We start from the raw sequence: 24,266 nt of genomic DNA, 5'->3' as shown, positions 1-24,266 counted from the left end.
CGCGGAAGCCGTCGCACTCGAGCTCCGGAACGACGACTCCTGCGTTCCCGCGACCTGCCGACCGGGGCTCGCGGAATCGGATGTTGACGCCGCGCTCTCGGATGTGTACTTTCCAGTTATACGAATAACCGAGACCACGAGGAGGTGGGTCATGGCCGGACGGACGGCGACGATGAGGCAGGTCGCGGAGCGCGCCGGCGTCTCCCAGGCCACCGTGTCCCTCGTGCTCAACAACGCTCCCGGCAACCGCGTCACCGAGGCCACCCGAGCCCGCGTGATGGAGGCGGTCGAGGATCTCGGCTACAGCACCAACGCCTTCGCGAAGTCGCTCCGCAGCGGGCAGTCGGGGATGATCGGCTTCGTCTCGGACGAGGTCGCCAGCTCCCCCTTCGCCGGCCGCCTGCTGAAGGGCGCGCAGATGCGGGCCTGGGAGAGCGGCCACATCATCCTCAGCGTCGACACCTTCGGCGAGCGCGCCCTCGAGGAGTCGGCGATCGACATGATGCTGTCGTACCGCGTGCTCGGCGTCATCTACGCCTCGATGTACCACCGCGTCGTCGAGGTTCCGGAGGCGCTGGGCGACGTGCCCACCGTGGTCGTGAACGCCCAGTCCGCCGGCGGGCGCTTCTCCAGCGTCTTCCCGGACGAGGAGGAGGGCGGGTACACCGCCACCCGCCAGCTGACGGGCGCCGGCCACCGCCGCATCGCCTACATCGACATCCAGCCCGCCGACAGCGACCTCCCTGCGGGTGTCGGACGGCGGGCGGGCTACCGCCGCGCCCTCGAGGAGGCGGGCCTCACCGTGGACCCGCGCCTCGTCCGGCACGGCTCCGGCGGCACCGTCGAGGACGGCCTCGCCCTCACCGCGGAGCTCCTCGACGAGGCCGATCCCCCCACCGCGATCTTCTGCGGCAACGACCGCACCGCCTGGGGCGCCTACCGGGCTCTCGAGGCGCGCGGCCTCCGCGTGCCCGAGGACTGCTCCATCGTCGGCTTCGACGACCAGGAGACCCTCGCCTCCTACCTCGACCCCGGCCTCACGACCGTCGCGCTCCCCCACGAGCGCATGGCCCGCGACGCCGTCTCCCTCCTCCTGGCGGAACCGCGCGAGGAGCCCCGACCCCATCCCATCCATTGCTCACCGGTCCTCCGCGGATCGGTGACGAGTGCAGAGGTGCGCGCATGACGACGATGAAGTCCGCCCCCGGGATCCCCCGGCCACGGCGCCTCCTGAGCCCGAGGCAGCGCCTCGGCTCCGCTGGGAGGCGCGCCCTGCGCTCCTGGCAGTTATACGTACTACTGACTCCGGCGCTCGTCTTCGTGGCGCTGTTCAAGTACTGGCCGATGTACGGCGCCCAGATCGCCTTCCGCGACTACAACCCGTCGCTCGGCTTCTCGGGCAGCCCGTGGGTGGGCCTGGACAACTTCACCCGCTTCGTCTCGTCGTTCCAGTTCGGGCGCCTGATCGAGAACACCCTGACGGTGAACGCCCTGGGTCTGCTCATCGCCTTCCCGGTGCCGATCGTGCTCGCACTGATCGTCAACCAGCTGCAGAGCGAGCGGTTCAAGAAGTTCACGCAGACGGTGCTCTACTCGCCGTCCTTCATCTCGGTCGTCGTGGTCGTGGGCATGATCCACCTGCTCTTCTCGCCGCGGTCCGGGATCGTGAACAGCGCGATCGTCGCCCTCGGGGGAGAGCCGGTGTTCTTCATGGGCTCGCCGGACTGGTTCCGGCCCCTCTACATCGGCTCCGACATCTGGCAGAACGCCGGATTCTCGATGATCGTCTACCTCGCCGCCCTCACCGCGATCGACCCGGCTCTGCACGAGGCCGCCCGCGTCGACGGAGCGAGCAAGTGGCAGCGGATCCGCCACATCGACATCCCGGGCATCCTGCCGGTGATCACGATCCTGTTCATCCTGGCGATCGGCAATCTCTTCAACCTCGGATTCGAGAAGGTCCTGCTCATGCAGACCGACCTCAACCTCCCGACCTCCGAGGTGATCCAGACCTACGTCTACAAGGCGGGGCTGCAGCAGGCGCAGTTCAGCTACTCGGCCGCCATCGGCCTCTTCAACTCCCTGATCAACCTCGTCCTGCTGGCGACCTTCAACCAGGTCGCCCGCCGTGCGGGCCAATCGAGCCTCTGGTGACGACGCCATGACACAGACCATCCACCCCGACCGCGTCGTCCGCGAGCCGTCGGCACCGACTCCCCCTCGCCGCACCGCCCCGGGAAAGCGCACCGGACGGTACGCGGACCCCGTGTTCAACACGATCGCGATCGCCGTCCTGCTCCTGGCGATCGTCGCGATCGTCTACCCGATGTACTTCATCGTGATCGCCTCGTTCAGCGAGCCGTCGCAGATCCTCAACGGGAACGTCTGGCTCTGGCCGGCCGGCTTCACCCTCGAGGGCTACGGGCGGATCTTCTCGGACGGCGCGATCTGGCAGGGCTTCGGCAACTCGGTCCTGTACACGGTCGTCGGCACCGCGATCAGCGTCAGCACGATCCTCTGCGCGGCCTACGCCCTGTCGAGGAAGGACCTCTACGGGCGGACCGTCTTCCTCCTGATCTTCATCCTCACGATGTTCATCGACGGAGGCCTGATCGCCCGCTACCTGGTGGTGCGCGACCTCGGGATGCTGGACACGATCTGGGCCGTGGTCCTGCCCGGCGCGGTCGGGGTCTGGAACCTGATCATCGCCCGCGCCTTCTTCGAGAACAACGTGCCGGGCGAGCTGCGCGACGCCGCTCAGATGGACGGCGCGAGCGACTTCCGCTTCTTCTTCAGCATCGTCCTGCCGCTGTCGAAGCCGCTGATCTTCCTCATGATCATGATCCACCTCGTGGCCAACTGGAACGCCTTCTTCGACGCCCTGATCTACCTCGACGACGAGAGCAAGTACCCGCTCCAGCTGGTGCTGCGCAACGTCCTGATCCAGTCCGAGGTCACCTCCGCAGGCGGCTCCGGAGCGATGGACTCCTACGCCGCCGCCCAGCGCCTGGGCGAGCTGATCAAGTACGGAATGATCGTCGTCTCGACGATCCCCCTCTTGATCGTCCTGCCCTTCATGCAGAAGCACTTCACCAAGGGCGCCCTTCTCGGCGCCGTGAAGAGCTGACCCTCCACCCCTCCCGCACCACCCTTTCGACAAGAGGAACACGAACGATGAGACACCGCAGTTTCTTCACCACCACCGCACTCGCCCTCTCCGGCGGACTGCTCCTGGCCGGCTGCACGACAGGCGGCGGGAACGACCCCGTCCAGGACCGCTCGAGCGAGGTCGGCTTCAACGAGACCGGCCTGCCGATCGTCGACGACACGCTGTCGCTGACCTTCGGCGGCACCAAGTCCGCCCTGTCCCCCGACTACTCCTCGATGCAGCTCGTGCAGCAGTGGGAGGAGGACACCAACATCTCGATCGACTGGAAGAACCTCCCCGAGCAGGTCTACGCCGAGAAGAAGAACCTCCTCCTCGCCAGCGACGACGTGCCGAACGTGCTGTTCAACTCGGGCCTCACCGACGCCGAGATCGTGCAGTACGGCGAGAACGGCACGCTCCTCCCGCTCGAGGACCTGATCGAGGAGCACGCGCCGACCCTCTCCGCGATCCTCGAGGACCGGCCCGACATCCGCGCCGCGCTCACCGCCTCGGACGGCCACATCTACACGCTGCCCTCGGTCGAGGAGCTCGGGATCCTCCAGTACCCGAACTTCCTCTTCATCAACACCGCCTGGCTCGACGCGCTCGGCCTCCCGATGCCGACGACGATCGAGGAGTACCGGGCCGCACTCGAGGCCTTCAGAACCGGCGACCCCAACGGCAACGGCAAGGCCGACGAGATCCCGCTGTCCTTCCGCACCGACTCGTTCTGCGGCAACCCGCACGACCTGATCGCGGCGCTCGGCGGCCAGCCGGAGAACAACGACCACCGCATCGTGGTCGACGGGAAGGTGCAGTTCACGGCCGACACCGACGGCTACAAGCAGGGCGTCGAGGCGCTCTCCGACTGGTACGCCGACGGGCTCATCGACCCCGAGTCGTTCTCGCAGGACGACGTCGCCTTCCTCTCCAAGGGCAAGGCCGACACCCCGGTCCTCGGCTCCTTCTTCTGGTGGGAGGCGAAGGAGATGGTCGGCGAGGACCGCCTCGGCGACTACGCGATCCTCGGCGTGCTCGAGGGCGTCGACGGCGAGAAGCGCGCCAGCGTCACCAGCAACCAGGAGATCAACCGCGGCGCGATGGCGATCACCCGCTCCAACGAGTACCCCGCCGCCACGATGCGCTGGGCCGACCGCCTCTTCGACCCCGAGATGAGCGCCCAGAGCAGCTGGGGACCCCTCGGCGTGACCCTCCAGAAGGACGAGGCCACCGGCCTCCTCGTGCAGATCCCCGCCGCCGCCGGCGAGGCCGAGGGCGAGCGCCGCCAGAAGGTCGCCCCGGGCGGCCCGAAGATCACCACCGAGAAGGACTTCGAGACCGTCGTGGCCCCCGAGCCGCGCGCGAAGGAGCGCCAGGACCTGGTGAACGAGTACTACCTCCCCTACAAGGCGAACGACGCCTACCCGCCGGTGATGCTCTCGAACGACGAGCTCGACCGCGTCTCGTACGCGCTGACCGACATCAACACCCTGGTGAAGGAGAAGTTCGCCGCCTGGATCGTCAACGGGACCGTCGACAGCGAGTGGGACTCCTACGTCTCGCAGCTGGAGTCGATGGGCGCCTCCGACGTGACCGCGACGTACCAGCAGGCCTACGACCGCTTCCAGAACGGCGGCGAGTAGTCCCCGGGGGCGCGGGCGGCAGCCGCCCGCGCCCCTCGTCCGGCCGCACCGAACCCCTCTCCTCAGGAGCCCTTGTGACCATCACCACGACGACCGACGCCTGGCGTCCGTCCGCCCACTTCACCGCCCGATCCACCTGGCTGAACGACCCGAACGGGCTCCTCTTCCACAACGGCACCTACCACCTGTTCTTCCAGAACAACCCGACCGGCAGCACCTGGGGCAACATGTCCTGGGGCCACGCGACCTCGACCGATCTGGTGTCGTGGAGCGAGCAGCCCGTCGCGATCCCCGTCCTCGACGGCGAGATGGCCTTCTCCGGCAGCGCGGTCGCCGACGTCCGGAACACGGCGGGCTTCGCCGGCCCCGGCGAGACGGCCCTCGTCGCGGTCTACACGGCCGCCCGCGACGCCCTCCCGGACGGCACCGGGGCCTCGCAGGCCCAGGCACTGGCCTACAGCGTCGACGACGGCGCCACCTGGACCCGGTACGCGGGCAACCCCGTCCTCGACATCGGCTCCGCGGAGTTCCGCGATCCGAAGGTCTTCTGGTTCGGCGGGGACGACGGCCACTGGGTGATGGTCGCCGTCGAGGCGGTCGACCGCCGCGTCGCGGTCTACACCTCGCCCGACCTGATCGCGTGGACCCGGCGCTCCCACTTCGGCCCCGCCCATGCCACGGGCGGCGTCTGGGAGTGCCCGGACCTCTTCCCGCTGCGCGTGCGCGGCACCGACGAGGTCCGCTGGATGATGATCGTGAGCCTCAACCCGGGCGGCATCGCCGGCGGCTCCGGCAGCCAGTACTTCCTCGGCGACTTCGACGGAGCCGAGTTCACCGCCGACCGGATCAGCGCGTCCGAGGACCCTGCCGACTACGACTGGCTCGACTACGGCCGGGACTACTACGCGGCCGTCTCCTTCAACGACGCTCCCGAGGGCCGCCGCCTCACGATCGCGTGGGCCAGCAATTGGGACTACGCGAACGAGACGCCCACCGGCCCGTGGCGCTCGTCGATGTCGCTCGTACGCGAGCTCGACCTCGTCCGCGGGGCCGACGGCCGTCTCCGCCTCGCGCAGCGGGCGGTCCTCCCGACAGGGCCCGCGTCCCGCGACGTCCGCGTCTTCGACGTCGACGTGTCCCGCCTCCCCGGCGACCGCACCGAGCTGCGCCTGCTCACCGGCACGACCGACGACGAAGTGGTGCTCACGGTCGACGGCGACGAGGGAGTGCTGACCTGCGACCGCACGCGCAGCGGCGCGGTGGACTTCGCGGCGTCCTTCCCCTCGGTCGACTGGGCTCCGCTGCCCGCGCCGGACGAGTCGGGGCGGATCCCGGTCCGCATCGTCGTCGACGCCTCGGTGGTCGAGGTGTTCCTCGGCGGGGGTCTCAGCACCCTCACCCAGCTCGTCTTCCCGTCGGCGCCGTTCACGACGCTGCAGGTCCGCGCGGCGGCGGAGTGAGCGGGCCCGGCGCGGGCTCCGGCTCTCGCGTCCTCGTCGTCGGCGAGACCGTCGTCGACGTCGTCGAGCGGGACGGGAGCCGGTCGGAGCACGTCGGCGGCTCGCCCGCGACCGTCGCCGTCGCCCTCTCCCGGCTCGGCCGCTCCGTCCGCTTCGCCACCGCCCTGGGCGACGACGAGCGCGGACGCCGGGCCCGAGCGCACCTGGAGGAGTCCGGAGTCGCGGTGTCGGCGCCCGCGCGCGGCACCACGTCGACCGCGGCGGCGGTCATCGGCGCCGACGGGTCGGCCCGGTACGAGTTCGACCTCAGCTGGGACCCGGACCGCATCGATCCCGACGGAGCCGCGCACCTCCACACCGGGTCGATCGCCGCCTTCCTGCATCCCGGCGGAGACACGGTCGCGGACCTGCTCGACCGTCTGCCGCCCAGGACCTCCGTCAGCCTCGACCCCAACATCCGGCCCGAGGTGCTCCCTCCGCGCGCCGAGGTCCACCGCGTCCTCGAGCGGCTCCTCCGGCGCTGCGATCTGGTGAAGCTGAGCGACGAGGACGCCGAGTGGCTCCACCCCGGCGACTCCGTCGACGCCGTCCTCGACCGCCTCCTGGCCGCCGGCCCCGCGTTGGCGGTCGTCACGCGGGGCGGCGAGGGGATGGTCCTCGCGTCCCGCCGGGCCCGGGTCGTCGTCCCCGCCTCCCGCATCGCCGTCGCGGACACCATCGGCGCGGGCGACACGGCGATGGCAGGGCTGATCGACGCCCTCCTCGACAGCGGGACCACCGCTCTCGACGAGGACGCCCTCCTCGCGGCGGGCCGGTGGGCGGCCCGGGCGGCGGGAGTCACCGCCTCCCGCATCGGCGCGGACCCGCCCCTCCGAGCCGAGCTGGCCGGGGTCTGACGGCCGGGCGGAGCGGACCCCGGCATCGAGCGGACGCCCGCGTTCCGAGCAGAGCGGTCGCGCACTCCTCGCATGCCGCCTTCCGCCCCGAGACACTGCCCCTACCGCGATGTCCCGGCGATCGGAGCGGCGTCTCGACGCACGAGCGGGCCCGACGGCACCGGGATACACCCGTGTCACGAGCAGTGCGTGCTCACCCGGACGCGCACCCGCCTCCCTGCCAGATACCGCCCCGCATCCGAGACGCCGCCTGCTCAGCGGTGCCCCGACGCTCGGAGCGGCGTCTCGACCCACGAGCGGGCCTGCGCACAGCGGCGAGGACACCGGAGAGACGGGCGGAGCGCGATCGTGGACGCAGACGTGCGCCGGACCCCTCGGGAGTCCGGCGCACGGCCTGGCGGTGATCAGCTGCCGGTGATCAGCCGGGATCAGCTGCCGGTGCGCTCACCGCGGCGTCGGAGGGTGAGGAGCATCAGACCGCCGCCGACCAGGGCGAGCAGGCCCAGCACTCCGGCGGTCGCCGTCGCTGCGGCGTCCACTCCGGTCGAGGCGAGAGCCGGACCGCGGGGACCGTTCGACCCGGACACGGGAACGACCGCGGCGTGGGAGGGCGCCGGTCGCGGCGCTGTGGTCGCGGTCGGAGTGGGCGAGGCCGTGGGCGTCGCGGTCGGCGTGGTGGTGGGGGTCACCGTCGGCGTGGTCGTCGGCGTGGCCGTCGGAGCCACGGTGGGCGTGATCGTGGGAGTCGCCGTCGGAGCCACGGTGGGCGTGATCGTGGGAGTCGCCGTCGGAGCCACGGTGGGCGCGATCGTGGGAGTCGCCGTCGGAGCCACGGTGGGCGCGATCGTGGGAGTCACCGTCGGAGTGACGGTGGGCGTGACAGTCGGAGTCACCGTCGGAGTGACGGTGGGAGTCACCGTCGGCGTCACAGTCGGCTCGACGGTGGGAGTCACCGTCGGGGTGACGGTGGGAGTCACGGTCGGCGTGACGGTCGGGGTGATAGTGGGCGTGACCGTCGGCGTCACGGTCGGCGTGACCGTCGGAGTCACTGTCGGCGTCACGGTCGGAGTCACGGTCGGAGTCACGGTCGGCGTGACGGTGGGGGTCACCGTCGGAGTCACGGTCGGCGTGATGGTCGGGGTCACCGTCGGAGTGACCGTGGGCGTCACCGTCGGAGTGACCGTGGGCGTCACGGTCGGAGTGACCGTCGGCGTCACGGTGGGCGTGACCGTCGGGGTCACGGTCGGCGTGACCGTCGGCGTCACGGTCGGCGTGACCGTCGGAGTCACGGTCGGCGTCACGGTCGGCGTGATGGTCGGAGTCGCCGTCGGCGACGATCCGCCGTCGGTGGGCTCGCAGCCCGGCTCGGTGAAGTCGTTGGAATCGAGTGTGACCGCTCCCGTGCGGGCCAGTGCGCGGCCCTCGACGGAGACGCCCGTCGTCACCGTGATCGAGACCGAGGCGAGCACGGAGCCCACGAAGTCCGAGTCGGTGCCGAGCGTCGCGGAGCTGCCGATCTGCCAGTAGACGTTGCAGGCCTGCGCTCCGTTGATCAGGGCCACCGTGCTCGACGAGGCCGTCGTCAGCGTCGACGCGGCGCGGATCACGAAGACCGCCTCGTTGACGCCCTCGGCGTCGAGCGTGAGCGTCCCCGTCACTCCGACCGGTCCGGCCGCGGTGTAGACCCCGGGCTTCAGCGTGCTGCCGCCGATCTCGGCGTCGATCTGCGCGGTCGTCGCCTGCGAGGCGAGCTGTCCGTAGGCGGTGCCCACGTCGGCCTGGGCCTGAGCCGCCTCCGCGTCTCCGCGGTGGATCACTCCGTCTGTCCGCCCGGGCGGGAACCCGGTGACGGCGGTCAGCGGGCTGACCCCGACGTTCTGGTCGAGGACGCTCGACCCCGTGTTCGTCACGGTCGACGCGGCCAGGACCGAGTAGTCCTCCGCCGTGCCGAGGTCCGGAGCAGTGGCCGCCTGCGCCGAGACGCCGGCGAAGAGCGCGGCGCCGACGACGGCGAGGACGACACCCGTCCCGATCGCCCCTCTTCTGCGGTTCTGCCGATGACGGCGGAGCGAGGTACGAGAGGACACGTGCGGCATGAGGCCAGCGATCTGCCCACGTCAGCGTGAGCTCAATAACCCGAGGTGGGAGGCTCGAACCGTAGGTCGCGCTCCTCGCCCGCGTCTACGCCGCGACCCTGACGGGGGGCAGGATCCGCCGACGGCGTCCCCCGACCCGGGACATGGCCGCCACTGGAGTCCTCGCGCCGGTGACGGCGGACCCGGCCGGCGGAGCGGATCAGCGGTGACGCCCGCGGCACCCGAACCGGTCGGAGTGCCGTGCGTTGGGGCCCTCAGCCGAGAGCCGCCACCCGCTCGATCACGCCCTCGCCCAGCCGGGCGACGTACCCCTCCGGATCCGGCCCGGCCGGCGCCAGCTGCACGTGGTCGATCCCCAGCGCCGCGTACTCCTCCATCGCGCGGACGAAGCCGTCGGGGTCGCCGATCGGATCGCCGCCCCCGGTGATGGTCTTCGTGATCGTCGCGTAGTCGCGCCCGAGGTCGTCGCAGTGCCGCTTCAGCACGTCGAGCTTGTGCGCCACGTCGTCCGCGCCGGTGCCGAACAGGTTGCAGGCGTCGCCGTACTGCGCGACCAGCCGCAGCGTCTTCCTCTCGCCGCCGCCGCCGATGAGGATGGGCGGGCCGGGCTGCTGGATCGGCGCCGGGTGGTTCAGCGTCTCGGCGAGCCGGTAGTGCGTCCCCTCGAACGGCCCGTCGTCGTCGCTCCACATCTGACGGCAGATCCGCAGCGTCTCCTCCAGCCGCTCGAACCGCTCCTTCAGCGGCGGGTACGGCACGCCGAGCCCGAGGTGCTCGCGCTCGTACCAGGCGGCGCCGATGCCGAGCATCGCGCGTCCGCCGGAGAGCACGTCGAGGGTGGTGACGATCTTCGCGAGCAGTCCCGGATGGCGGTACGTCACGCCGGTGACGAGGAGCCCCAGCCGCATCCGCTCCGTCCGGCCGGCGACGAAGCCGAGCGAGGTGTAGCCCTCGAGCATCGGATCCTCGCTCGTCGCGAAGTGCTCCATCTGGAAGTAGTGGTCCATCAGCGTGAACCAGGCGCAGCCGACGTCCTCGGCCGTCCGCGCGGTCGCTCCGAGGATCGGCGCGATCTGCGCGCTCCCCCCGGGCAGAGTGAAGTTCATGAAGTGAATGCCGAGCTGCACGCGCGTCTCCTGTCGTCCCGGGATGTCCAGGAGCCAGTGTGCGCCGAGCCACCGCTCAACACGCCGACGCGCCCGCCTCTGAGCGGCGTCTCATCCGTTCCGCGGGGTCTCGGCCGATCGCACCCGTCGAGGCGCGGCCGCGCTCACTCGCAGACGCGGAAGCGGTTCCGGTCGAACCCGACGACGTCGCCGACGGCGAGCTGGCGGCCGCGGCGCAGATCGACTTCGCCGTTGACGGTCACCATCCCCTCGGCGACCGCCTCCTTGGCCTCGCCGCCCGAGAGGATCCCGGCGTACTTGAGGAACTGGCCCAGGCGGATCGACCCCCCGCCCAGCGGGACGTCGACGGGCTCGGGGACGGCAGCGGCACCTGTCACGTCAGACCGCCGGGATGTCGGCGAAGCGCGAGAAGTGGCCGTGGAAGCCCACGGTGACCGTGCGGGTCGGGCCGTTGCGGTGCTTGGCGACGATGAGGTCGGCCTCGCCCGCGCGCGGGTTGTCCTTCTCGTAGGCGCTCTCGCGGTGCAGGAGGATCACCATGTCGGCGTCCTGCTCGATCGAGCCGGACTCGCGGAGGTCCGAGATCGCGGGGAGCTTGTCGGCGCGCTGCTCGGGGCCTCGGTTCAGCTGCGAGAGCGCGATGACCGGCACCTGCAGCTCCTTCGCGAGGAGCTTGAGGGCACGCGAGAACTCCGAGACCTCCTGCTGGCGGCTCTCGACCTTCTTGCCGGAGGTCATCAGCTGCAGGTAGTCGATGACGACCATCTTGAGCCCGACCCGCTGCTTGAGCCGGCGGCACTTCGCCCGGATCTCGACGAGGGTCATGTTGGGCGAGTCGTCGATGTAGAGCGGCGCGTCGTTGATCCGGCCGCGGGTGGAGGCGATGGTCGTCCAGTCGCGCTGGTCGACCGTGCCCTTGCGCATGTGCTGCAGCGGCACGGACGCCTCGGCCGAGAGGAGGCGCATCGCGATCTCGCTGCGCCCCATCTCGAGGGAGAAGAAGATCGTGGCCATGTTGTGCTTGATCGCGGCGGCGCGGGCGAAGTCGAGCGCCAGCGTCGACTTTCCGAGCGCGGGGCGCGCGGCGACGATGATCATCTGCCCGGCGTGGAAGCCGTTGGTCAGGTCGTCGAGGTCGGCGAAGCCGGTGGGGACGCCGGTGAAGCTGCCGTCCTTGTGAGCGGCCGCCTCGATCTCGTCGATCGCGACGGTCACCGCGTCGGTCAGAGGGACGTAGTCCTCCGCCGTCTCGGAGCCGGTGACGTTGTAGATCTCGGCCTGCGCCGTGTTGACCAGGTCGAGCACCTCGCCCTCGCCCTGGTAGCCCATCTGCGCGATGCGGGTGCCCGCCTCGACGAGGCGGCGCAGCAGAGCGCGCTCAGCGACGATGGAGGCGTAGTACCCGGCGTTGGCCGCGGTGGGGACCATCGAGGTGAGCGTGTGCAGGTAGTCGGCGCCGCCGGCCCGCTGCAGCTCGCCCTGCTTCGTGAGCTCGTCGGTGACCGCGATGACGTCGGTCGGCTCGCCGTGCGAGTAGAGGGCGAGGATCGCGTCGAAGACGATCTCGTGCTTGGGGATGTAGAAGTCGGTGCCCTTGACGCTCTCGACGACGTCGGCGACCGCGTCCTTCGAGAGCAGCATGCCGCCCAGCGCCGACTGCTCGGCGAGGAGGTCGTGCGGAGGGGTCCGCTCGTTCCCGCGCGACTCGCCGCGGTCTCCGCGACCGTCCCGTCCGTCCGAGCCGGGTACCGCCAGGTGCGCGATCGTCATGCCTTCGCCTCCTCCTGTCGGGTGCTGCGCGTCCGGTCGAGCCGGTGCCGGGATCCGGTCTACCAGCGACCTCCGACAGCGGCGCACGGGCGCCTGCCCGCACCCCTCGCGGGGCGCTGCGCCACCCTACGGACCGCCGCCCGCGGCACGCAAACCGCCCTGTGGAGAGAGCTGTGCAGAACCGAGGGGAAACGCCGGGCCCACTGTGGGCAACGTGTGGACAACCCTGTGGGATCAGCGGCCCTCAGCAAGTTTTTTCTGGCTCTTGACCAGGCATTTCCTGCTTTCCACAGGTGTGTGGGGAAAAGAGTCTCAAGACCACAGTGAAGGTTGGTCCCGCTGAAGGGTGTATGTGGATGGAGCTGTGGAGAACGGGAACGACGAAGGGCGGTGCGAGGGGACTCGGAAGTCCCGTCGCACCGCCCTCCGCGGCGTTCTCGCGGCCTTACTTGGCCGCGACCACCTGCAGCTTCACAGTGGCCTGGATGTCGTCGCGCAGACGCACCACGGCCTCGTGCTCGCCGACGTGCTTGATCGCGTTCGAGATGACGATCTTGCGCTTGTCGAGCTCGCCGAATCCGGCCGCCGCCACCGCGTTCGCGATGTCGGAGGTCTTCACCGAGCCGAACAGGCGGCCGTCCTTGCCGGCCTTGACCGTCAGCTTCACGCGGTTGGCCTCGAGGACCTGCTTGGTGTGCTGGGCCTCTTCGATGGTCTTGTGCTCACGAGCGGCTCGCGCCGACTTGATCTGCTCGACCTGCTTCTCGCCACCGCGGGTCCACGCGACGCCGAAGCCCTGCGGGATGAGGTAGTTGCGGGCGAACCCGTTCTTCACGTCGACGACGTCGCCGGCCGAGCCGAGTCCGTCGACCTCGTGGGTCAGGATGACCTTGGACATACCGTTACCTACCTTCCGCTGCCGGCGTAGGGCAGGAGCGCCATCTCGCGGGCGTTCTTGACGGCACGGGCGATGAGGCGCTGCTCCTGTACGGAGACGCCGGTGATACGACGGGCGCGGATCTTCCCGCGCTCCGAGATGAACTTGCGGAGGGTCGCGACGTCCTTGTAGTCGATGACACCCACGCGGACCGACTTCGCGGGGGCCGCGTTCTTCGCGCCCTTGCCGCGGATCGGCTTGCGGCGGTCGCCGCTGCTCTTTCCAGCCATAGTGGTTTCCTTAGATTCTGGTTCGCCCCTGCCCCGCCGCGAGCGATCGCGGTGCGGGGGAGGCGTGATTCAGGTGAGGAGAGCGTCCGAGCCGAGGCTCAGAACGGCGTCTCGTCGTTGTAGCTGCCCGGCGTGCTCCACACGTCGCCACCGGCGGGAGCGCTCGGCGCCCACGGCTCCTCGGCCTGACCGCCACGGTTGCCGCCGGCGTTGCCGGAGCCCCCCTGACCGCCGCCGCCGAAGCCGCCCTGGCCGCCGCCGATCTGACCGCCGTTGCCCTGGCCGCCACCGGCCTGGCCGCGTCCGCCTCCACCGGAGGCGCGCGTGACCTGCGCGGTCGCGTAGCGCAGCGAGGGCCCGATCTCGTCGATCTCGAGCTCGATGCTGGTGCGCTTCTCGCCTTCCTTCGTCTCGTAGGAGCGCTGCTTCAGGCGGCCGGTCGCGATGACGCGGCTGCCCTTGGTCAGCGTTCCTGCGACGTTCTCGGCGAACTCGCGCCAGACGGAGGCGCGGAGGAACAGCGCTTCGCCGTCCTTCCAGTCGTTCGCCTGACGGTCGAAGGTGCGCGGCGTGGAGGCGATGGTGAAGTTCGCGACCGCGAGCCCGCCCTGCGTGTAGCGCAGCTCGGGGTCGGCGGTGAGGTTCCCCACCACGGTGATGATCGTCTCGCCGGCCATGAGCGCTACGCCTTGGGAGCGGCCGAGGCCTTGGCAGCCTTGCGGGCGGCCTTCTCGTCGGCGAGCTTCGCGGCGGCCGCGACCTGGGCGATGCCCTCTTCGGCCCGCAGCACCTTGGTGCGCATGACGGCCTCGGACAGCTTCAGCTGACGGTCGAGCTCGTTCGCTGCGGCGGAGGTCGACGTGAAGTCGACGACGGCGTAGATGCCCTCGGACTTCTTGTTGATCTCGTACGCCAGACGACGGCGGCCCCAGACGTCGACCTTGTCGATGGATCCACCATCGGTGCGGATGACGTTGAGGAACTTGTCGAGACTCGGAGCGACGGTGCGCTCATCGATCTCGGGGTCCAGGATGACCATGATCTCGTACTGATGCGTCACTAACCCACCTCCTTCGGACTGAACGGCCACGGTATTTCCGTGACAGGAGGGTATGTAGCATCTGCCCACTCCCGCGGACGCGAGTGCGTCTGGTCGTGGACAACCTGTACAGACTACAACAGGACCGCCGCGACGCGCCGGACGGATCCGCTCGAGGCGCACCATCCCGGGCGCAGGGCGAGGCGAGCACGGGGCCCGGCTCAGCGCCTCAGCGCGACGCCCACCATTCGCGGAGCCGCTGCGTCGCGACCTCCTCGCCGAGCGGACCCTCCTCGAGCCGCAGCTCCAGCAGGAACCGGTACGCCTGCCCGACCTCGGGGCCCGGGGCGAGGCCGAGGATCTCCATGATCCGCGTGCCGTCGAGGTCGGGGCGCTTGGAGGCGAGCTCCTCCTTCTCGGCGAGCTCCGCGATGCGCGCCTCGAGGTCGTCGTAGGCGTGCGCGAGCCGGTCGGCCTTGCGGCGGTTGCGCGTGGTCACGTCGGCGCGGGTGAGGATGTGCAGCCGCTCGAGCAGGGGCCCGGCGTCGGTCACGTAGCGGCGCACCGCGGAGTCGGTCCACGCGCCGTCCGTGTACCCGAAGAAGCGCAGGTGCAGCTCGATGAGGCGGGCCACGTCCTTCGTCGTCTGGTTGTCGAACTTCAGCGCGCGCATCCGCTTGATCGCGAGCTTGGAGCCGACCAGGTCGTGGTGGTGGAAGCTCACCGCTCCGGCCGGCTCGAGCCGCCGCGTGGCCGGCTTGCCGATGTCGTGCAGGAGGGCGGCGAGCCGCAGCACGACGTCGGGCGCGGCTCCGGGGTGCCGCGACTCCTCCAGCGCGATCGCCTGCTCCAGCACGGTGAGGCTGTGGGTGTAGACGTCCTTGTGGTGGTGGTGCTCGTCCTGCTCCAGGCGCAGCGCGGGCAGCTCCGGGAGGAAGCGAACGGCCAGACCGGTGTCGACGAGCAGCTCCAGGCCGGCTCGGGGCGAGGCGGTCGCGAGGAGCTTCCGCAGCTCCTCCTGCACGCGCTCCGCCGAGACGTCGTCGATCCGGCCGGCGAGCTCGGCCATCGCCCACTCGACCTCGTCGGTGGTGCGGAAGCCGAGCTGCGAGGTGAAGCGCGCGCCGCGGAGCATCCGGAGCGGATCGTCGCCGAAGGAGAGGTCGGCGGGGGAGGGGGTGCGCAGCCGGCCGGCGAGCAGGTCCTCCACTCCTCCCGAGGGATCGACGAGGACGACCTCCGGGAGCCGCAGCGCCATCGCGTTGACCGTGAAGTCGCGCCGCACCAGGTCGCCCTCGAGCGAGTCGCCGAACTCGACCTCGGGCTTGCGGCTCACCCCGTCGTAGCTGTCGCTGCGGTAGGTCGTGATCTCGACCGTCTCGCCGGCCACGCGAGCGCCGATCGTGCCGAAGGCCCGGCCGATGTCCCAGTGCGCCTCGGCGATCGGAGCGACGATCCGCACGATGTCGTCGGGGCGTGCGGAGGTGGTGAAGTCGAGGTCGTGCACGCCGTGGCCGAGGAAGGCGTCGCGGACCGGGCCGCCGACCAGCGCGAGCTCGTGGCCCTGGGCTGCGAACGCCTCCGCCAGCCGCGTCACCGTGGGCGTCCCCGCGAGCGCGCGGAGGGTCTCGAGAGCGGTCTGGACGCTGTGCATTCGCACGATCCTAGTGGCGGGGGGTGTCCCGGCAGCGGGTGACCGTGCCAGGGGGTTACGCGGGGGAACCGCCTGCACAGCGGACGCACCGCCTGCCCCGAGGAGGGCTGCCCGTAGAATCACCCGCATGGAGGCCGAGTGAGTCCGATGCATCGGCGCGACCCCTCCCTCCGCTCCCGCCGCTCGCGGGCGGCCCTCCTCCTGCTCCGCTCGGCAGGTGCTGCCGCCCTCGCGCTCGGCCTGACCGGCGTGGCCTCCCCCGCCCTCGCGGCCCCGGTCGCCGCCGCGACGGCGACCTCGACGCCCGCTCCCGGCACCGTCACCACGACCGCCGGGGCCGGCAGTGACGGCGTCCTGCGGCCCGGCCAGGACCTCGAGCTCTCGATCGCCGTGCGCAACGGCACCACCGAGGCGATCGACAGCGCCGACGTGACGGTCGCCCTCTCCTACGCCACCCTCGACACCCGCGCGGAGCTGCACGACTGGCTCGACGCCGAGGCCGACAACGACACCGACCCGGTCCGTGCGACCGCCCAGCTGCGCCTGCTGCCCTCCAGCACCGCCGAGGCCGGCCTCACCGTGCCGGTCGACCAGATCCCCTTCTCCAACGACCGGACCGCGCTCGGCACCCACGCCGTCCTCGTTACGGTAACCGGTCCGGGTGGTGTCGTCTCGACCGCTCGCACCGCCGTCGAGCTGACCGACGACGCGGTGGCCCCGGAGCGCGAGACCGGCGTCAGCGTCCTCGTCCCGCTCACCGTCCCGGACACGGCCGACGGCCTGCTCTCGGCCGAGGCCCTCGCCGACTACACCGACGGCACGGGGACCCTCACCCGGCAGCTCGACGCGGTCGCGGGGAAGGGCGTCACGATCGGGGTCGACCCGCGCATCCTCGCTTCGATCCGCATTCTCGGCAGCGCCGCTCCGGAGTCCGCCCTCGACTGGCTCGACCGGCTGCAGTCCGTGCCGAACGAGCGCTTCGCCCTGCCGTACGCCGACGCCGACGTCTCGGCCCAGGCGCAGGCCGGGCTCTCCGCGCTCCTCTCTCCCACCTCCTTCGAGTACGCGATCGACGACACCCGCTTCGCCGCGGTCCCCGGCACCGCCAGCCCGGCGCCCACGGTCGCCGTCGACTCCGACCAGCCGGCCGAGGACCTGCCGGCGCGTCCGAGCACCGAGTCGCTGCTCGCCTCCGACTGGAGCACCTCCCTCGGCAGCGTCGCCTGGCCCGACGAGGGCACCCTCCGCGGGTCGGACCTCGACGTATACGCGGCCAGCGGCATGAACCGCACGGTCGTCCCCTCCTCCGGTCTCCTGCTGCCGGAGGAGGTGACCACGACCTCGCGCGCCACCGTCGGCGACTCGGACCTGGTCGTGGCCGACTCGCGCCTCACCGAGGCGTTCGACGCGGCCGCCACCGCCACCGACGACACCGAGTGGCGCGCCCGCATGTCCGAGATCGCCACCGATCTCGCCGAGGTGCAGGAGGAGGGGACCGCGCCGGACGTCGTGCTCACCCTCGGCCGCGGCTCGGCGATCGGCGCCGCGCGTCTCTCCGAGACCCTCGACGCGATCGAGTCGCTGCCCTGGGCCCGCGGAGTCGCCCTCTCCACCGCCCTCGCCGTCCCCGCGACCGAGGGCGCGAGCGTCGTCGACTCGCCGGAGTCGGAGTCGCGGCTCGACCGGGTGCGCGACCTGCTCGACGCCGGCTCCGAGGTCGAGGCGTTCTCCTCCGTGCTGCAGGAGCCGGAGCTGCTCTCGGGCAAGAGCCGCAACGACGTGCTGGCGCTGCTCTCGGTGACCTGGCGCGGAGACGGCAGCGGCTGGGGCGACGCCGTCGGCGCGGCCATGACCGAGGCCGACCGGACGCTCTCGCTGGTGTCGATCGACGCGACCGGCAGCATCCTGCAGGTCTCCCGCGACTCGAGCATCCCCGTGTACGTCCGCAACGAGCTCCCCTGGCCGATCGCCGTCCGCATCCAGGCCTCGACCTCGAACGCCGTCCTCGACATCGACGAGGAGGCGATCGAGACCACCGAGATCGACGCCCGCTCGCAGGGCCGCGTCCTCATCCCCGTGAAAGCCCGGGTCGGCAACGGCGAGACGAGCCTCGGCCTGCAGCTGACCTCGGCGCAGGGCGTCCCCATCGGCACCCCCACGGGCATGACGACCAGCGTCCGCGCCGACTGGGAGACCGTCGGCACCCTGGTCATCGGGATCGCGCTCGTCGTCGTCTTCGGAGCCGGCATCCTCCGCAACATCCGCCGTCGCCGTCGAGGCGACACCCCAGAGGACGAGGAGGACCCGAACGCCGTGCTCGAGGTCCAGCCCGACCTCGACGACCAGCGATCGGACCCGCGTGGCTAGCTTCTCCCTCGGACGCGCGAGCGCCGTCCTCGCCTCCGGCACGATGGTCTCGCGGATCCTCGGCTTCGTCATGTCGATCGTCATGGCGAACACGATCGGAGCCGCGGTCGCGCCGGGCGCGGACGCCTTCACGACGGCGAACCTGCTGCCCAACACGATCTACTCGATCATCGCGGGCGGCGCTCTGAACGCCGTCCTCGTCCCGCAGATCGTGCGGGCGGGCCTCGACGCCGACGGCGGCCGCGGCTACATCAACCGCCTGCTGACCCTGGCGCTCGGCCTGCTCCTGGTGACCACGATCGCCGCCACGGTCCTCGCTCCCCTGCTCGTGCGCCTCTACGCGCCCGGCTACGGACCGGAGCAGTACCAGCTGGCCGTCGCCTTCGCGTTCTGGTGCCTGCCGCAGGTCTTCTTCTACGGCCTGTTCACGATCCTCGGCGAGGTGCTCAACGCCCGCGGCTCGTTCGGCCCCTTCACCTGGGCGCCCGTGCTGAACAACGTCGTGGTGATCGCCGGGCTCGTCGCCTTCATGGTGCTGTTCGGCGCCGATCCGGAGGGGAACCGTCCGGTCGACTCGTGGTCCCCGGCGATGGTCACCCTCCTCGGCGGGAGCGCGACGCTGGGCATCGTCGTCCAGTCGCTGTTCCTGATGCTCTTCTGGCGGAGGGTCGGCCTCAGCTACCGCCCCGACTTCCGCTTCCGGGGCGTCGGCCTCGGCACGGCCGGGCGGATGTCGCTGTGGTCGTTCGCCACGGTGCTGCTGACCATCGTCGCCGGCATCGTCGAGAGCCAGGTCTCCTCCACCGCGTCCGGCGAGGGGCCCTCGGCCGCGGCGCTGCAGAAGGCGTGGCTGATCTTCATGCTGCCCCACTCGGTCATCGCGATCTCGATCGCCATGGCCTACTTCACCAAGATGAGCGGCCACACCGCACGGGGGGAGATGAAGGAGTTCCGCTCGGACGTCTCCACCTCGCTCCGCCTGGTGCTCATGATGCTCGTCTTCGCCGCCGCCGCGATCGTCGTGGTCGCAGTGCCGTTCGGCTCCGTCTTCACCGACTCGTACGCGGACGCGCAGGCCATCGGAGCGATCGCCATGGCCTACGTGATCGCCCTGCCGCTGTTCTCCTCGATCGCCATCATGCAGCGCGCGTTCTACGCCCTGAGCGACGGAGCGCGGCCGTTCCTGTTCACCCTGGTGCAGGTCGTCGTGGCGGTCGCCGGGTACCTGATCGTGCTCCGGCTCCCCGCCGACCGCACCGCTGTCGGCATCGCCGCTGCGACCTCGCTCGGCATCTGCGTGCAGGCCCTCGTGGCGGCCCTCCTCCTGCGCCGCCGGCTCGGCGGCCGCGGAGGCAGGCGGATCCTCGTCAGGCTCGCGCAGTTCGTCCTCGCCGCGGTGCCCTCCGCCGCCGCCGGCTACGGCGTCCTCGTCGCCCTCGGCGGCACGCGCGCGGGCGGTTTCGCCGTCTCGAACTACGTGGAGCCGCTGCTCTCGATGGCCGCGATCGGCACCGTGATGGCGCTCGTCTACTTCGCGGTCCTCTGGTTCCTCCGGGTGCCGGAGCTGCGCGCCGTCCTCGCTCCGGTGCTCCGCCGACTGGGCCGCTGATGCTGCTCCGGTAAAAACCCGGTCAGATTGCATTTCCTGGGCTGCTGCATCGAGCGGCGCGTGGCACGACCGGCACTACCGGGCCCGCGGAATAGTGCCCGCCTAGGATGTGTTGTAGCCCACGGAGCCGCGGAACGATTCGAGCGACCGGCTCCGGGTGCTCGGCTCCCGCCCCACCCGTCACCGCTCGTACAGACCCCGAGGAGTTGCCGTGCGCGACATCGTCATCATCGGATCCGGCCCCGCCGGCTGGACCGCCGCCATCTACGCGGCGCGCGCCGAACTGCACCCGGTGGTCGTGGCCTCGTCGGTCGAGATCGGCGGCGACCTGATGAACACGACGGACGTCGAGAACTTCCCCGGCTTCCCCGACGGCGTCCTCGGCCCCGAGCTGATGACCTCGATGCAGGCGCAGGCCGAGAAGTTCGGCGCCGAGACCTTCTACGACGACGTCACCTCCCTCGATCTCGAGGGCGAGGTCAAGACCGTCCACCTCGGCTCCGGCGAGAGCATCGAGGCGAAGACCGTCGTCGTCGCGACCGGATCCGCGTACCGCAAGCTGGGCCTCCACGACGAGGACCGCCTGTCGGGACACGGTGTCTCGTGGTGTGCCACCTGCGACGGCTTCTTCTTCAAGGGCAAGACCATCGCCGTCGTCGGCGGTGGCGACTCCGCCATGGAGGAGGCGACCTTCCTCACCAAGCACGCCGCGAAGGTCTACGTGATCCACCGCAAGGACTCGCTCCGCGCCTCGAAGGTCATGCAGAAGCGCGCCTTCGACAACGAGAGGATCGAGTTCATCTGGAACGCCGAGGTCACCGGCATCACCGGCGAGAACCACGTCGACGGCGTGAAGCTGCGCGACACGGTCGACGGCACCGAGTCCCACCTCGACCTCGACGGCCTGTTCATCGCGATCGGCAACGACCCGCGCACGCACGTCGTGCACGGCAAGCTCGACCTCACCACCGAGGGCACCATCTCGGTGGTCGGCCGCTCCTCCCAGACCTCCGTTCCCGGCGTCTTCGCCGCCGGCGACGTGATCGACCCGACCTACCGTCAGGCCGTCACCGCCGCGGCATCCGGAACGGTCGCCGCCCTCGACGCGGAGCACTACCTCGCTTCGCTCGCCGATGGCACCGCCCACACCGAAGGCTCACCCCGGGCCGAGCTCATCACCCGCTGACCGTCCGGTCATCGCACATCGGAGCCGGCAGCCCGCCGACTCGTGAAGGAGAGAACACCATGTCCACCGCGAAGAGCGTCACCGACGCATCGTTCCAGTCCGACGTCCTCGACTCCGAGAAGACCGTCCTGGTCGACTTCTGGGCCGAGTGGTGCGGCCCCTGCCGCATGGTCGCACCGATCCTCGACCAGATCTCGGCCGAGCACGGCGACAAGATCGAGATCGTCAAGCTGAACGTCGACGAGAACCCGCAGACCGCCGCGAAGTACCAGATCACGTCGATCCCGGCGATGAAGGTCTACCAGAAGGGCGAGGTCGTGAAGACCGTCATCGGCGCCAAGCCGAAGCCGGCCCTCGAGGCCGACCTGGCCGCGTTCCTCTGAGTTCGCACCCCTGACCGCCCGTGCGGTCTCTGAGAGCCCCTGTCACGTCGTGACGGGGGCTCTCCTCGTTCCCGGGGCTGTTTCACGTGAAACAGCCCTGCTCGGGGGCAGGCCACGCTCCCTGCGGTGGCGCCCGACCGCCCCGCCGCAGCACAGGACCGGCCGGTACTGTGGATCCACCCGGCTCCGGCCGGAGAGACCCTGTCCACCGAGCGAAGCGGAACCATCGTGACCAACCGCGGCACCAACCTCGACCCCTGGTACAACTCCTACGCGGAGCGCACGGCCGGTCTCGCCGCCAGCGAGGTCCGAGCCCTGTTCGCCGTCGCGTCACGCCCCGAAGTGGTCTCGCTCGCCGGCGGCATGCCGTTCGTGTCCGCGCTCCCCCAGGACCTGGTGACCGGCGCCATCGACACCGTGATGCGGGAGCAGGGACCCGTCGCGCTGCAGTACGGGTCGGGCCAGGGCGTCCCCGTCCTCCGCGAGCAGATCCTCGATGTCATGGCCCTCGAAGGCATCTCCGCCAGCGCGGACGACATCGTGGTCACCACGGGCTCTCAGCACGCCCTGGAGCTCGTCTCGAAGCTCTTCCTGGACCCGGGGGACGTCGTCCTCTCCGAGGGCCCCAGCTACGTCACGGCGATGGTCATCTTCCGGTCGTACCAGGCCGAGGTCGAGCACGTCCCGATGGACGAGCACGGGCTCATCCCCGCCGCCCTCCGCGAGCACATCGCCCGCGTGCGCGCCGCCGGCAAGACGATCAAGTTCCTGTACACGATCCCCACCTTCCACAACCCCGCGGGCGTGACCCTCAGCTGGGAGCGCCGCGTTGAGATCCTCGAGATCTGCAAGTCCGAGGGAATCCTCGTGCTCGAGGACAACCCGTACGGCCTCCTCTACTTCGAGGACGTCCCGCCGAAGGCGATGCGCTCGCTGGAGGAGGACGGGGTGATCTACCTCGGCACGTTCTCGAAGACGCTCGCTCCCGGCTTCCGAGTGGGCTGGGCTCTCGCTCCGCATGCGATCCGCGAGCGGCTGATCCTCGCCAACGAGGCGGCCGTCCTCAGTCCGTCGTCCTTCAGCCAGCTGGTCATCTCGAAGTACCTCGAGACGGCCGACTGGCGCGGACAGATCGACACCTTCCGGGGCGTCTACCGCGAGCGGAAGGAGGCGATGCTGAAGGGCCTGCAGACCCATCTGCCCGGCCTCAGCTGGACGAACCCGAACGGCGGCTTCTACGTCTGGGTCACGCTGCCCGAGGAGCTCGACTCCAAGGCGATGCTGCCGCGCGCAGTGAAGGAGCTCGTCGCGTACACGCCGGGTACCGCGTTCTACGGTAACGGAGACGGACGTCAGAACATCCGCCTCTCGTTCTGCTACCCGACACCGGAGCGCATCGGTGACGGCATCCGCCGCCTCGCCACGGTCATCAACGGAGAGCTCGATCTGCTGTCGACCTTCGCGGGCACGGGCCGGCTGAGCAGCGCCGACGCGAGCAAGCGTGACGCCGTCCTGCCGCCGAACGTCTCCTGACACCGCTCCTTCGATAAGAAAGCCCTGGTCATGACCGATTTCTCTGTGCTCGACCGTACACTCGACATCGTCGTCATCAGCGGTGGCATCAGCCACGAGCGCGACGTCTCCTTGCGGTCGGGCCGTCGCGTGGCGGATCGTCTCTCCGCGATGGGCCACCGCGTCTCCCTGCACGAACCGGACGCCGGCCTCCTCTCGACGCTGCTGCAGAAGCGTCCCGACGTCGTCTGGCCCGCGGTGCACGGGGCGAGCGGTGAGGACGGTGCGCTCCTCGGGCTCCTCGAGGCGGCTGGCTTCGCCTACGTCGGCTCGCAGACGGACGCGGCGCGCCTGGCCTGGTTCAAGCCGACCGCGAAGACGCTCGTCGCTCGCGCGGGCTTCTCGACCCCGCGCTCCGTCACCCTCCCCCGCGAGACCTTCCGCGAGCTCGGAGCCGCCGGGATCCTGGAGCAGGTCGAGGCGCACCTGCCGGGCTCCCTCGTGGTGAAGCCCGCTCAGGGCGGTTCGGCCCAGGGCGTCAGCATCGTGACGGAGTCGTCGCAGCTCCCGCGAGCGATGGTCGAGGCGTACACCTACGGCGACGTCGTGCTCATCGAACAGCAGATCCAGGGGACCGAGGTCTCCGTCGGTGTTCTCGACCTCGGTGACGGTCCTTTCGCCCTGCCGCCCGTCGAGATCGCACCCGTCGCGGGCCAGTACACCTTCGAGGCGCGCTACAACGCGGGGGAGACGCACTTCTACACGCCGGCACGGATCTCGCCGGAGATCACGGAGGAGGTGTCCCGCGTGGCCGTTGCTATCCACGAACTGCTGGGACTCCGCCACCTGTCGCGGCTCGACTTCATCATCGACGACGCCGGACTCCCCTGGTTCTTCGACGCGAACGTCCTTCCCGGAATGACCGAGACCTCACTCGTTCCCCAGGCCATCGAGGCATCCGGCCGCTACCTCGGCGACGTCTACTCCACCCTCGCGAAGCTCGCAGCCTCCTGACTCCATACCGTTTCACGTGAAACGGTCCGCTGCGCGTCCGCTCCTGGTCGCGAGGCTCCAGCGCTTTGAACAAGTGCGCGAAACCATGCCAGACGAGTAGCCGGATCGCGGCATATCGAGACACGCGATCGCCCCCTTCTCCTATGACATGGGTCGAGTAGCCGCCCAACAACGTGTCTTGGTCTTCATCAGCAG

The 24,266-nt window shown here is 70.4% G+C and carries 21 protein-coding genes; 12 read left to right on the top strand and 9 right to left on the bottom strand.

Going from position 1 to position 24,266, the window contains the following annotated elements; translation table 11 throughout:
* Positions 1-151 precede the first annotated feature (151 nt).
* The 6 genes from C5C10_RS02540 to C5C10_RS02515 all read left to right on the top strand — a co-directional run bounded on the left by C5C10_RS02540 (position 152) and on the right by C5C10_RS02515 (position 7,147).
* Entirely contained in the window at positions 152-1,186 is a 1,035-nt protein-coding gene (locus C5C10_RS02540) for a LacI family DNA-binding transcriptional regulator (RefSeq protein WP_104328426.1), read from the top strand.
* Positions 1,183-2,154, top strand: coding sequence for a sugar ABC transporter permease (locus C5C10_RS02535; RefSeq protein ID WP_258060371.1), 972 nt, complete (start codon positions 1,183-1,185; stop codon positions 2,152-2,154). The genes C5C10_RS02540 and C5C10_RS02535 overlap by 4 nt, the downstream gene beginning before the upstream one ends.
* Positions 2,155-2,161: 7 nt before the next feature.
* The gene (locus C5C10_RS02530; protein ID WP_104328425.1) at positions 2,162-3,127 is read left to right on the top strand and encodes a carbohydrate ABC transporter permease; all 966 of its coding nucleotides are present in this window, start codon (positions 2,162-2,164) and stop codon (positions 3,125-3,127) included.
* A gap of 47 nt (positions 3,128-3,174) precedes the next feature.
* Complete coding sequence (locus C5C10_RS02525) at positions 3,175-4,791, top strand: ABC transporter substrate-binding protein (RefSeq protein ID WP_104288931.1); 1,617 nt, start codon at positions 3,175-3,177, stop codon at positions 4,789-4,791.
* Between the two features lie 74 nt (positions 4,792-4,865).
* Positions 4,866-6,251, top strand: a complete 1,386-nt coding sequence (locus tag C5C10_RS02520) for a glycoside hydrolase family 32 protein (RefSeq protein ID WP_104315306.1) — start codon at positions 4,866-4,868, stop codon at positions 6,249-6,251.
* The gene (locus C5C10_RS02515) at positions 6,248-7,147 is read left to right on the top strand and encodes a PfkB family carbohydrate kinase (protein ID WP_104328424.1); all 900 of its coding nucleotides are present in this window, start codon (positions 6,248-6,250) and stop codon (positions 7,145-7,147) included. The genes C5C10_RS02520 and C5C10_RS02515 overlap by 4 nt, the downstream gene beginning before the upstream one ends.
* Before the next feature lie 428 nt (positions 7,148-7,575).
* Here C5C10_RS02515 and C5C10_RS18135 read toward each other — a convergent pair whose 3' ends face one another.
* The 9 genes from C5C10_RS18135 to C5C10_RS02470 form a co-directional block, all read right to left on the bottom strand.
* On the bottom strand, positions 7,576-9,234 hold the full coding sequence (locus tag C5C10_RS18135; protein WP_258060367.1) for an ice-binding family protein: 1,659 nt from the start codon (positions 9,232-9,234) through the stop codon (positions 7,576-7,578).
* Between the two features lie 263 nt (positions 9,235-9,497).
* Positions 9,498-10,370, bottom strand: coding sequence for an LLM class F420-dependent oxidoreductase (locus C5C10_RS02505; protein ID WP_244229529.1), 873 nt, complete (start codon positions 10,368-10,370; stop codon positions 9,498-9,500).
* A 143-nt stretch (positions 10,371-10,513) separates the two neighbouring features.
* Entirely contained in the window at positions 10,514-10,747 is a 234-nt protein-coding gene (locus C5C10_RS02500) for an RNA-binding S4 domain-containing protein (protein ID WP_104328422.1), read from the bottom strand.
* A gap of 1 nt (position 10,748) precedes the next feature.
* A complete protein-coding gene (gene dnaB / locus C5C10_RS02495; protein ID WP_104225797.1) occupies positions 10,749-12,140 on the bottom strand; it encodes a replicative DNA helicase in 1,392 nt (463 codons plus the stop codon).
* Between the two features lie 445 nt (positions 12,141-12,585).
* Positions 12,586-13,038, bottom strand: coding sequence for a 50S ribosomal protein L9 (gene rplI / locus C5C10_RS02490; protein WP_104222692.1), 453 nt, complete (start codon positions 13,036-13,038; stop codon positions 12,586-12,588).
* 8 nt (positions 13,039-13,046) lie between these two features.
* A complete protein-coding gene (gene rpsR, locus C5C10_RS02485; RefSeq protein ID WP_055784551.1) occupies positions 13,047-13,307 on the bottom strand; it encodes a 30S ribosomal protein S18 in 261 nt (86 codons plus the stop codon).
* A 98-nt stretch (positions 13,308-13,405) separates the two neighbouring features.
* Complete coding sequence (locus C5C10_RS02480) at positions 13,406-13,984, bottom strand: single-stranded DNA-binding protein (protein WP_104222691.1); 579 nt, start codon at positions 13,982-13,984, stop codon at positions 13,406-13,408.
* 5 nt (positions 13,985-13,989) lie between these two features.
* Positions 13,990-14,367 carry a 30S ribosomal protein S6 gene (gene rpsF / locus C5C10_RS02475; RefSeq protein WP_068207796.1) on the bottom strand — a complete coding sequence of 126 codons (378 nt, stop codon included), beginning with the start codon at positions 14,365-14,367 and terminating at the stop codon, positions 13,990-13,992.
* A 208-nt stretch (positions 14,368-14,575) separates the two neighbouring features.
* Entirely contained in the window at positions 14,576-16,000 is a 1,425-nt protein-coding gene (locus C5C10_RS02470; RefSeq protein ID WP_104328421.1) for a CCA tRNA nucleotidyltransferase, read from the bottom strand.
* A gap of 147 nt (positions 16,001-16,147) precedes the next feature.
* Here C5C10_RS02470 and C5C10_RS02465 point away from each other — a divergent pair, with 147 nt between their 5' ends.
* From C5C10_RS02465 to C5C10_RS02440, 6 genes are all read left to right on the top strand, one after another.
* Positions 16,148-18,367, top strand: coding sequence for a DUF6049 family protein (locus C5C10_RS02465; protein WP_104328420.1), 2,220 nt, complete (start codon positions 16,148-16,150; stop codon positions 18,365-18,367).
* Positions 18,360-19,976 (top strand): murein biosynthesis integral membrane protein MurJ, encoded by a 1,617-nt coding sequence (murJ, locus tag C5C10_RS02460; protein ID WP_258059789.1) that lies wholly within the window; start codon positions 18,360-18,362, stop codon positions 19,974-19,976. The genes C5C10_RS02465 and murJ overlap by 8 nt, the downstream gene beginning before the upstream one ends.
* A gap of 211 nt (positions 19,977-20,187) precedes the next feature.
* Entirely contained in the window at positions 20,188-21,162 is a 975-nt protein-coding gene (gene trxB / locus C5C10_RS02455; RefSeq protein ID WP_104225794.1) for a thioredoxin-disulfide reductase, read from the top strand.
* A gap of 59 nt (positions 21,163-21,221) precedes the next feature.
* Positions 21,222-21,545, top strand: coding sequence for a thioredoxin (gene trxA, locus C5C10_RS02450; protein ID WP_104222687.1), 324 nt, complete (start codon positions 21,222-21,224; stop codon positions 21,543-21,545).
* 228 nt (positions 21,546-21,773) lie between these two features.
* The gene (locus C5C10_RS02445; RefSeq protein WP_104225793.1) at positions 21,774-23,078 is read left to right on the top strand and encodes a PLP-dependent aminotransferase family protein; all 1,305 of its coding nucleotides are present in this window, start codon (positions 21,774-21,776) and stop codon (positions 23,076-23,078) included.
* A 30-nt stretch (positions 23,079-23,108) separates the two neighbouring features.
* A complete protein-coding gene (locus C5C10_RS02440) occupies positions 23,109-24,071 on the top strand; it encodes an ATP-grasp domain-containing protein (protein ID WP_104262573.1) in 963 nt (320 codons plus the stop codon).
* Positions 24,072-24,266 lie beyond the last annotated feature (195 nt).

This window comes from Rathayibacter sp. AY1A3, from assembly GCF_002930975.1.
GTDB lineage: Bacteria > Actinomycetota > Actinomycetes > Actinomycetales > Microbacteriaceae > Rathayibacter.
The sequence above is the reverse complement of the archived record's forward strand: the minus strand, read 5'-3'. Positions and strand labels throughout refer to the sequence as shown.